Below are 8,444 nucleotides of genomic sequence, written 5' to 3'. Positions count from 1 at the left end.
GACGAATCGTCGCGGGCCCCCCGCACGTGGTGAGGGATCTGTTCAACCGGCGGTGGTCACCATCGGTACCAGCGGCCCCGCTTGCCGTTTGCTGTCGGCCGGATCACGAACCCAAGCAGCCAGACAACCAGCACGATGATGGCGATCCACCAGAGTGCCTTCAGTGCGAAGCCCGCGCCGAAAAGAATCAGGGCGAGCAGAAGAACGAGAAGAATGGGAACCATGATTATCAACCTCCGAGACACTCTGTGCCCCCGAAGCCCGATTCCACTCCCCCGGGCCTTACAGAAATCTTACGGGACGAAGCTTGAGCGTGCCGCCGTCGCCTCGATGTAGTCGTCGCCTGCCCCACCATCCGCAACGCCGTTCGCGCTGAGTAATCGAGCACAATCTGGTCGTTGCCTTCGTCGTCGTAGACCCCGTCCTGATGCCCGTGGGTCCCGGCGACTTTATTGCCGACGGACACGAAGTCGTCGCCGCCACCGGCCAGAACGAGTGCCTCGCGCAGGTCGACCTCCATGACGATGGTGTCTTCGCCGGCGAGCCGCTCGACGGTCCTCACACCGTCCACGCCGTAGCAGTGAATACGGTCGGCTTCTTCGGTCCCCCGGATCATCGATTACGTCGACGTGAACTGAACAAGCCACCCTCAGCTCAAAAGCGCGGTGCCCGGCACCTTGGGGTTGCGCGGTGACCGGCCGTGGATCGCGGACTGCGGGGTGAAGGAGCACGCTGGAGGGATGAGCGCGCCCATCGTCATTCACCGCCCGTCCGCGACCGGTGGGCGGCGGGTCACCATTCGCGGGCAGATCGTCGGACTCGCCCACGACGACGTCGATGTCGTCGAGTTTCTGCGCCGTGCCGGCCTGCCCGACGCCGAGCAGCTCCTCGACGATTCCTCGTGGGTGCAGTGGCGCGGCGGTCGCGCGCACCGGTACGAGGCCGCGTGATGCCTTCGCGTTTTCGGCGGATGTTCCTCCGAGTCGCCGGACGGGCCCGGGTGGCGTACACCGGAAGCATGGGTGAGGAACAGCGAACATGGCGTCCCGGGGAGATCGTGCCCGAGAGCGGTATCTACGAGTGCGACTGCGGTGCCGGCCATCACTGGAGTACAGACGTCAAGGGCCATCGGTTCCCTCCGCTTCCAGCCGGCTGTCCCGGCGGTGCGTGGGCGCTGAAGACGGACGCCCACCCGGACACCTGAGACGGACGCCCACCCGGACACCTGACAGGACGCTGAAACCGCCGCCGGAGCCGATGCTCGCCCAGGCCCGTGAAGCCATCCTCCGGCCCGGGAGGCGTGGCGGCTGAGGTGCAGTTCGACGGCTACCGGCCTTGCTGTTCACCACTGACGCCCGTGTTGGACGGCTGCTGGTGCATTCGCGGCAGGCTCGATGATGCAGTTCCGCGACCACAAAGGGAGGCGCTGTGGCTAAGATCCGCTCATGACGTCACGAGGGGCAGATGCCGCGTAGACCGCCGCGCCAGGCTCGGGGCGTAGCTCCCGGCCCTCAGAGCGATGGTGCCACCACCAGCACGTTGTTCGTCGGTCACTGCTCCGGGGCGCCGGGTTGTACGGGTGTCCACACGTACCTCGTTGTCGATGGGCTCGACATGATCGCGCGTAGCCACAGCGGTGCGGTCGGCCTGCATCCCCGACGCCTCCTCCGCCCCGGCGGACCGCTCCATCCGACCGATGTGGTTCGAGACGTCGGCGTGGCTTCTTCGGGACCCTCTGAACCCGAGGCGGGCGGGGTCGTCGTCCGTGTGCGCCTCCAGGGCGAGACCGTCGTGTGGACCGATCTGCAGTACCCCGACCTCCAGGGCAGGCTCGTGGAAGAAGTCCGGTTCGATCTCGGGCAGTACCTCGGCGAGATCGAGAGGGCCTACCGGGAGTGGGTGACCGCTGACGGCCAGGCCGGCCCGACGGGAGATGACCGTCGCGACCCGTGGTCCCGTTGAATTGGCGCATGAGAAGGGCCCAGGGTCAGCGGCCGCATCGCGCCGATGGCGCCAACGCGGTGCACTACGCGTAGTCCGGCGAACAGGCGAGGCAGTTGCTGCACGGATCTTCGCGTGAAACCGATTCACAGCCTGCTGTCCGGCGGAAAGTCTCTCCCACCGTCCCCAGTGCGGGGCGGACCGTGCCGCCGGCGCCCCGGTATCCCTTGTCTGCCCAGCGCATGACACGTCGGCCCTCGGCCAGGGCGCCCGATGATGCCGTTGGAGACGGTTCTGTTGGTCGAAAACCCATCTATCAGGGGCTTCACCACATTGTCAGCCCAACTGCTCGACGAGCCAACCAGATTAGAAGAGGCTCATTGCGGCAGAGGTCAAAGTCACCTACGACAAGTCCGTGAACGCCACGTACGTGTACTTCGCCGAACCCCAGGTCCGTGTACGGTCTGCGCACAAGTACCCCTTCGATCCGGTGGACGTCGGCGTGATCAACCTCGACTTCGACGAGCACGGCCGCCTCATCGGCATCGAGGTGTTGGCAGCCAGTTCAAGACTGCCGTGCAATGTTGTGGTCAGGCCGTTAGGGGGCTGGCAGCGTACTGTGCCGGCGGCACCGGGGGGCCGAGTCCTGCTCCGGGGACGGGCTCAGGACCGGCCGCTGCCACAGGTTGCTGTCGAGCACCAGCGGCGGCGGCCGGTCGTGTCAAGGAAGAGCCAGCCGCAGTCGTCGCTCGGGCACGCGCGGAGGGTGAGGCGGCGGGAGTCGGCGAGGAGGTCGGCGGCTGCCCGGGCGGTGGCAAGGACGGGGAGGCGCAGGCCTATGGCGGGCGGGAGGCGCCAGTGGGCGAGACCGCCCTCGTCCAGGTCCAGGACGGCCGTCCGGGCGGCCGCTTCGGCGAAACCGGCGACGGTGCGGAAGGCGCGGAGATCGGCAGGGTCGGTCAGGCAGGCGTAAAGGGCCGTGCGGAAGCTCTTTGCCTCCGCCAGGGCTTCGGCTGCCTCGGTCGACCGGGCGCTCGCTCTGGTCAGGAGGCGGTCCACCACATGGTCGTCGGTCAGGGCTTGGTGGCCGGCCCAGACAGCCAGGGTGCGATAGGTCCGAAGCCAGTCGGAGCCGGGCACAGCCGGGGCGCGATGCCAGCCGGCGTAGGTGTTGCAGAACTCCAGGGCCGGGTGGCCGCCCGTAGACCAGGGCAACCACTCCTCACGAACCCGGACCGCGTAGAGCGGGGCGGGCGGGCGGTCGAGGCGGGGGTCGGCGTTCACAATACGTTCGTAGAGCGTGGTGAGGGCCGGTCCCGGTTCGATGCCGAGCTCGATGAGCAGGTGGTCGCGGGTGGCGCGATGGACTTCCAGCGCCTCCGCCTGCCGACCGGCCCGGTAAAGCGCCGTCATCTGGGCAGCCACCAGTCGCTCCCTACCTGGGTACTCCCCGACGAGCGGGGTCAGATCAGCGAGGACCCGTTCGTGAAGGCCCATGGTGAGCTGCCCCTCGGCGCGCTGTTCCAGTGCGCTCAAGCGGAGTTCAGAGAGCCGGCCGCCAAGCCGGTCCCGCTGGGGCGCGTCGAGAGTGCCGGCGAGCAGCGGGCCGCGCCAGAGGGCGAGGGATTTGTCGTGGCAACGGACCTGTTCACCGGGGTCGGCGGCGAGAGCGGCTCGGCCGGCGAGGTCGAGGAACTCCTGTACATCGACATTGTGCTCGGTCACATCGACGGCGTAACCGTCGTGTCGAGTCTCCACCGTCACTCCGTACGGCTTGAGCGTGGACCGCAGCCGACCGATGTATGTGTGGAGGGTTGCGTGGGCGCTGTCGGGCGGAGCGCCGTTCCACAAGAAGTCCGCGAGCCGGTCGGTGGTGATCGGTCGTCCGGCCTCCAGAAGGAGAACCGCAAGCAGGGACCTCTCCTGGCGTCGGCTCCCGAGCCGCACAAGCCGCCCTTCGTGGCGCGCCTCGAAGGGTCCGAGCAGATTGAAGTCCATGGCCGGCCACTCTAGGACTTTGGTGGTCAGGTTCTGGTCAGGGGGTGGTGGGAAGCTTGCGCCCGTTCCGCTCGATCTCACCAAGGAGTTCCCATGAAGCGACGCATTCTCCTTCCCCTGGGGGCCGTTGGCGCCCTACTGATGGCCGCCTCGCCCGCCGGCGCATCCCAGTCCACCGGCGGCTGGGAGCCCTCCCCCTCTGCCTCCTGGTCCTATCCGGCCGGTACCCGCTGCGACTTCGCCGTTGAAGGCTCACCCGTGGTCGACGAGGTCGTGCAGCGCACTCTCGCCACGGAAGAGGACGGTACGAAGCTGGTCGAATACAAGGGCCGCCTTGTGGTCCGGGTCACCAACTCCGAGACCGGCGCCTCGTACGACGCGGACGCGAGCGGCCGCGCGTTGGTCGAGATCCGTCCGGACCGCTCCCAGTCCTGGTACGTCCTCGGCCCGATCCTCGCAGGGTTCGGCGAAGGGGGCGGGAACGTACCGCGCGGCCTCTACACGGTCGACGGGGCCTACACCCTGGAGGTCTCCGCTGGCGGCTATAAGACGCTGAACCTGATCCACGGGACCACGGATCCGCTGTGCGACAAGGTCAGTTGACGGCCGAGCAATAGTCGAGACCTGCGGGTGGGGCCTGTCGGCCAGGCTCTCTGGAAGGCTCGATCAGCTGCTGAGTGCGAGCAATGCTCAAGACCTGTGGAGTCGGCCTCGGGAGGGGTGCCTCGCGGAACGTGGAGTGCGTACCTTCCCGAGTGATCGATTGGCGGTCAACGCGATCGACTCACAGCGAGTCGACGCCACTGCCGCGTAACCGATCCCCGTGTTTCCAGACCTCCGGCCGGGACGAGGGCGCAGGCGGGACTTGCGATGCAAGGGTCAAGCCAAGGCAAGCTCCTTGGACGGCCCGGCAGTTGGCCGGACGAGAGCTCCCGGCGCTGACGGAGCGGTGACCGTCGAGCTGCGGACTGGCACCCTCCGGGCGACGGCCACGGAGTGTGACATCGCCGCCCGGTCTGCGGGTTCAGGCGGTGCGGAGCCAGACGCTGGTGTCGACGGGCAGCACGTCCTGGTTCAACGGTCGGGAGGAGACAAGGATCTGGGCGTGGTCGGGCAGACGGATGGGGGTGCCGGAGAGGTTGATGATGCAGGTGAAGGTCTCGCCGCGGGTGAAGGCGAGGACATCGGGGGCCGAGTCGATCCACTGCATGGGGCCGTCGCCGAGGGCGGGTTCGGTCGCGCGCAGGGCGAGGGCCTGACGGTAGAGGTTGAGCACGGAGTCGGGGTCGGTTTCCTGGGCGGCTGCGGTCAGCTGCGCCCAGGCTGCCGGCTGCGGGAGCCAGGGGCGTGCGGCGGCTTCGGGGCTGAAGCCGTAGGGCTCGGTGGTTCCGCTCCAGGGCAGCGGGACGCGGCAGCCGTCGCGGCCGGGGTCTGCGCCGTTCGTGCGGTGGTAGATGGGGTCGTCGCGGCGGTCGGCGGGGATGTCCTCGACTTCGGGCAGTCCCAGTTCTTCGCCCTGGTAGATGTAGACGGCGCCGGGCAGGGCCATGGTGAGCAGGGCGGCGGCGCGGGCGCGGACGCGGCCGAGGTCCTCGTCGACGACGGGGTTGTACTGGCGGATGCCGTTGGCGGTGCTGGTGTCGGGTCGGCCGTAGCGGGTGACGTGGCGGGTGACATCGTGGTTGGAAAGGACCCAGGTGCTGGGGGCGCCGACGCCGACGTGGGCGGCGAGGGTCTGGTCGATGACGGTGCGCAGGGCGGTGGCGTCCCAGCTGCAGCCGAGGAAGTCGAAATTGAAGGCGGAGTGGAGTTCGTCAGTGCGCAGGTACTGGGCGAAGCGAGTGGGGTCGGCGAGCCAGACTTCTCCGATGAGTGCGCGGGGGTCGGGGTAGGAGTCGGCGACGGCGCGCCATCCTCGGTAGATGTCGTGGTTCTCGTCGAGGTCGACGTACGGGTGGGGGCTGGGGAAGGTGCTGTGGTCGTAGTCGGGCAGGTCGGGGTCCTTGCTGCACATGGCGGCGGAATCGACGCGGATGCCGTCGACGCCGCGGTCGAACCAGAACCGCAGGATGTCTTCGTACTCGGCACGTACGAGGGGGTTGCGCCAGTTGAGGTCTGGCTGTTCGGGGGCGAACAGATGCAGGTACCACTGGCCGTCGGGCACGCGGGTCCAGGCGGAGCCGCCAAAGATGGACTGCCATTCGTTGGGGGGCAGTTCTCCGTTGGTTCCGCGGCCGTCGCGGAACCAGAACAGGTCGCGTTCGGGTGAGCCGGGGGTGGCTTGGAGGGCGGCGGTGAACCAGGCGTGCTCGTTGGAGACGTGGTTGGGGACGACGTCGACAATGATGCGGATGTTGCGTTCGTGTGCTTCGTTGATGAGTTTCTCGGCTTCGGCGAGGGTGCCGAAGCGCGGGTCGATCTGGCGGAAGTCGGTGACGTCGTAGCCGGCGTCTGCCATAGGGGTCAGGTACCACGGGGAGAACCAGATGGCCTCGATGCCCAAGTGCTGGAGGTAGTCCAGTCTGGAGCGCACACCCGCCAGGTCGCCGATGCCGTCGCCGTTTCCGTCGGCGAAGCTTCGGGGGTAGACCTGGTAGATGGCTGCGTGACGCCACCAGTCGGTGGTGCGCGGGGTCATGGTGCCTGCCTTCGTGTGTGGTGCGAACAGTGCGCGGGCCCGGCCGGCGGGGACGTGGGCCGGGCCCGCGGGTCTTGCGGAGTGGTGCGTGGGCCGGCTGGTGGGGAGGGGCCGGGCCCGGGTTGGCGGGGGTTACCAGCCGGAGTTGCCGCTGCCGCGCTCGATGGTGAATCCGCCGGTCATGTTGAGGGCGGCACCGGCGGTCCCGGTGATCTTGGTGTTGGAGAAGGTGCCCTTGCCGGCGGCGTTGCCTTCGATGCCGTTGGCTCCGGTCTTGTTGATGGTCAGTCCGTCCACGCGCAGGTCGGAGACCTGCTTCTGCCAGGAGATGAGCAGACCGCTGTAGGTGGAGTCCTCGACGGTGTTGTTCTTCAGGACGACGGGCTGGGTGATGTCGTGGATGTCGGCGTAGATCCACAGGGCGCCGAGGTCGGAGTTCCAGTTCACTTCCTTGCTGCCGGTGCGGCGCAGGAGGTTGCCCGAGACGGTGGTGGTGCCGCTGAAGGGTTCGCCGAAGCGGGTGGAGACGGTGATGCCTGCTGCGGCGACGACGGTGTCGGAGATGAGGTTGTTCTCGACGCTGTTGCCGTTTCCGCCGTAGACGGCGGCGCCGTTGGCGAGGGTCGGGAGCTGGACGGTGTTGTTGCGGAATGCGCTGTTGGTGACGGCTGCTCCGTCCGACCACATGGCCAGCGCGTCGTCGCCGGTGCCGCGGATGCTGCTGTTGGAGATGACCGTGTCCTTCACGGCGCCATGCAGGTTGACGCCGTCGGCGTAGGTGTTACGGATACGCAGGTCGCCGGCCTTGAGGCCGGTGGTGGGGCTGGAGATCCACAGGCCGACCTTGGTGTGCTGGATCCAGACGTTCTTGATGACGGACCCGGTGCCGAAGTCGCCCTCGATGGCGGCCTGTCCGACGGCGTCGTCGCGGACGGTGTTCTGGCCGTCGATCATGAGGTCTTCGACGGTGCTGGTGCCGCCCTGGCCGAAGAGGCCGCCCTTGAGGCCGGTGCCGCGCAGGACGGTGTGCCACACGCCGGCGCCGCGCAACTTCACGCCGGAGAGGTTGATGTGGTCGGAGATGGTGTAGGTGCCGGCGGGGAGGAACAGGCCCTTGCCCTGGTTCTTGGCGGTGTTCAGGGCGTTGTTGAGGGCTGCGGTGACGTCCTGGCTGCCCGGCTTGACTCCCAGGTCCGCGGCCGAGACGTAACCGCTGGGAAGGGTGGCGGCCGTGCCGGTCTCCTCGGCCTCGACGAGGTCGAGGGTGTAGGAGGAGGCGGTGTCGCCGCTGTCCTTCTGCAGGCGCAGGACGGTTCCGGCGGGCAGGGTCTGGCCGAGGGTGGCGCGGGTCTCGTCGAAGAAGCGGTGGCCCTGGCCTTCGCCCGGGTTGTTGGTGTACGGGTAGGCGCCGTAGACCCAGGCGTAACGGGAGGTGAGCTGGAGGTCGGGCAGCGCCTTGCCGTCGGCGTAGGCGCTGAGGGTGGCGTCGATGCCCTTGCCGTCGCTGCTGTCGGGCAGCGAGTAGCGCAAGTTGATGGCGTTGGCGGGCTTGGTGAGCCTTATCTCGACGTAGTCGCCGGTCTGGGTGAGCTTGACGGCCTTGCGGCCGGAGGCTTCGGAGGCGACGGTGAGGTAGGTGCGGTCGGGGCCGATGGTCGAGCCCTTGATGGTGCCGGCTTCGGCCTCGTAAGTGGTGAAGGGGACTGTGGCGCCCACGCCGCTCGGGTCGGGGGTGCCAGGATCCTCCGGGTCGGTGGAGCCGGTGGTGGGGGTGGTGGTCTTGAGGTTGTCGATGTTGACGTTGCCGGTGTCGTTGCTGGTGAAGGCGAGGGTGAGGGCGTTGGCGCCCTGCTTGAAGGTGACCGGC

Annotated in this window: 8 protein-coding genes and 2 pseudogenes; 4 read left to right on the top strand and 6 right to left on the bottom strand. The window is 68.1% G+C overall.

Annotated elements, in window-relative coordinates:
• Positions 1-56: 56 nt before the first annotated feature.
• Both ACN6LM_RS05025 and ACN6LM_RS05020 read right to left on the bottom strand, forming a co-directional pair.
• Positions 57-224 (bottom strand): hydrophobic protein, encoded by a 168-nt coding sequence (locus ACN6LM_RS05025; protein WP_073969395.1) that lies wholly within the window; start codon positions 222-224, stop codon positions 57-59.
• Positions 225-229: 5 nt separating this feature from the next.
• Positions 230-616 (bottom strand): hypothetical protein, encoded by a 387-nt coding sequence (locus ACN6LM_RS05020; RefSeq protein ID WP_445064039.1) that lies wholly within the window; start codon positions 614-616, stop codon positions 230-232.
• A gap of 124 nt (positions 617-740) precedes the next feature.
• Here ACN6LM_RS05020 and ACN6LM_RS05015 point away from each other — a divergent pair, with 124 nt between their 5' ends.
• Together ACN6LM_RS05015 and ACN6LM_RS05010 are read left to right on the top strand one after the other, a co-directional pair.
• Entirely contained in the window at positions 741-950 is a 210-nt protein-coding gene (locus ACN6LM_RS05015) for a hypothetical protein (protein WP_445064038.1), read from the top strand.
• A gap of 766 nt (positions 951-1,716) precedes the next feature.
• Positions 1,717-1,962: a hypothetical protein gene (locus ACN6LM_RS05010; RefSeq protein WP_445064037.1), complete on the top strand. Its 246-nt coding sequence runs from the start codon at positions 1,717-1,719 to the stop codon at positions 1,960-1,962.
• 48 nt (positions 1,963-2,010) lie between these two features.
• Here the strand turns inward: ACN6LM_RS05010 and ACN6LM_RS05005 are convergent.
• Positions 2,011-2,199 (bottom strand): annotated as a pseudogene (locus ACN6LM_RS05005) (IS5/IS1182 family transposase); the annotation flags it as partial.
• Positions 2,200-2,320: 121 nt separating this feature from the next.
• Between ACN6LM_RS05005 and ACN6LM_RS05000 the strand changes: the two are divergent.
• Positions 2,321-2,494 (top strand): annotated as a pseudogene (locus tag ACN6LM_RS05000) (DUF2283 domain-containing protein); the annotation flags it as partial.
• A 110-nt stretch (positions 2,495-2,604) separates the two neighbouring features.
• On the opposite strand, the gene ACN6LM_RS04995 reads toward ACN6LM_RS05000, so the two are convergent.
• Positions 2,605-3,939, bottom strand: coding sequence for a BTAD domain-containing putative transcriptional regulator (locus ACN6LM_RS04995; protein ID WP_445064036.1), 1,335 nt, complete (start codon positions 3,937-3,939; stop codon positions 2,605-2,607).
• Positions 3,940-4,032: 93 nt separating this feature from the next.
• On the opposite strand from ACN6LM_RS04995, the gene ACN6LM_RS04990 reads away from it, so the two are divergent.
• Positions 4,033-4,542, top strand: a complete 510-nt coding sequence (locus ACN6LM_RS04990) for a hypothetical protein (RefSeq protein WP_445064035.1) — start codon at positions 4,033-4,035, stop codon at positions 4,540-4,542.
• Positions 4,543-4,963: 421 nt separating this feature from the next.
• On the opposite strand, the gene ACN6LM_RS04985 is transcribed toward ACN6LM_RS04990, so the two are convergent.
• Positions 4,964-6,577 carry a glycoside hydrolase family 13 protein gene (locus ACN6LM_RS04985; protein ID WP_445064034.1) on the bottom strand — a complete coding sequence of 538 codons (1,614 nt, stop codon included), beginning with the start codon at positions 6,575-6,577 and terminating at the stop codon, positions 4,964-4,966.
• A 132-nt stretch (positions 6,578-6,709) separates the two neighbouring features.
• Positions 6,710-8,444, bottom strand: a 1,735-nt coding sequence (locus ACN6LM_RS04980) for a glycosyl hydrolase family 28-related protein (RefSeq protein WP_445064033.1), incomplete at its 5' end; no start/stop codon positions are given.

Source organism: Streptomyces sp. SAS_281 (assembly GCF_052542855.1).
This window is presented reverse-complemented; position numbering and strand designations above follow the sequence as displayed.

Bases quoted from the DNA above. Each gene is read 5' to 3' on its own strand.
- ACN6LM_RS05025 (WP_073969395.1), bottom strand. From the start codon at position 224: ATGGTTCCCATTCTTCTCGTTCTTCTGCTCGCCCTGATTCTTTTCGGC.
- ACN6LM_RS05020 (WP_445064039.1), bottom strand. From the start codon at position 616: ATGATCCGGGGGACCGAAGAAGCCGACCGTATTCACTGCTACGGCGTG.
- ACN6LM_RS05015 (WP_445064038.1), top strand. From the start codon at position 741: ATGAGCGCGCCCATCGTCATTCACCGCCCGTCCGCGACCGGTGGGCGG.
- ACN6LM_RS04995 (WP_445064036.1), bottom strand. From the start codon at position 3,939: ATGGACTTCAATCTGCTCGGACCCTTCGAGGCGCGCCACGAAGGGCGG.
- ACN6LM_RS04990 (WP_445064035.1), top strand. From the start codon at position 4,033: ATGAAGCGACGCATTCTCCTTCCCCTGGGGGCCGTTGGCGCCCTACTG.
- ACN6LM_RS04985 (WP_445064034.1), bottom strand. From the start codon at position 6,577: ATGACCCCGCGCACCACCGACTGGTGGCGTCACGCAGCCATCTACCAG.